The organism is Rhizobium sp. 18055 (genome assembly GCF_902706285.1).
Classification (GTDB): Bacteria; Pseudomonadota; Alphaproteobacteria; order Rhizobiales; family Rhizobiaceae; genus Rhizobium.
Genome location: NZ_CACSKD010000218.1, coordinates 1 through 465 on the forward strand (window position 1 = coordinate 1; position 465 = coordinate 465).

Genomic DNA, 465 nt, shown 5'->3' on the forward strand with positions numbered 1-465 from the left:
CAAGGGCATCCGCACCGGCATCGCGGCCGAGCGCTTCGGCGGCCAGGTGAACGACACGCTCGACATCGAGAACTACATCTCGGTCAGCAAGACCGACGGCCCGAAGTTCGCCGCCGCGCTGGAGCAGCACGTGCGCGACTACGAGGTCGACCTGATGAACCTGCAGCGTGCCCGCGCGCTGCGCCCCGCCGCCACCGAAGGCGGCCTGGTCGAGGTCGAGCTGGAGAACGGCGGCACGCTCTCGTCGCGCACCGTGATCATCTCCACCGGCGCGCGCTGGCGCAACATGAACGTGCCGGGCGAGGAGCAGTACCGCACCAAGGGCGTCACCTACTGCCCGCACTGCGACGGCCCGCTCTTCAAGGGCAAGCGCGTGGCGGTGATCGGCGGCGGCAACTCTGGCGTCGAAGCCGCGATCGACCTGGCCGGCGTGGTGGCCCACGTCACCGTGCTGGAGTTCGCGGG

The 465-nt window shown here is 70.3% G+C and carries 1 protein-coding gene; it reads left to right on the forward strand.

Features of this window, described 5'->3' with window-relative positions; all coding sequences use genetic code 11:
- On the forward strand, positions 1 to 465 hold a 465-nt coding region (locus tag GVL52_RS28810), incomplete at both ends, for an FAD-dependent oxidoreductase (protein ID WP_160012724.1).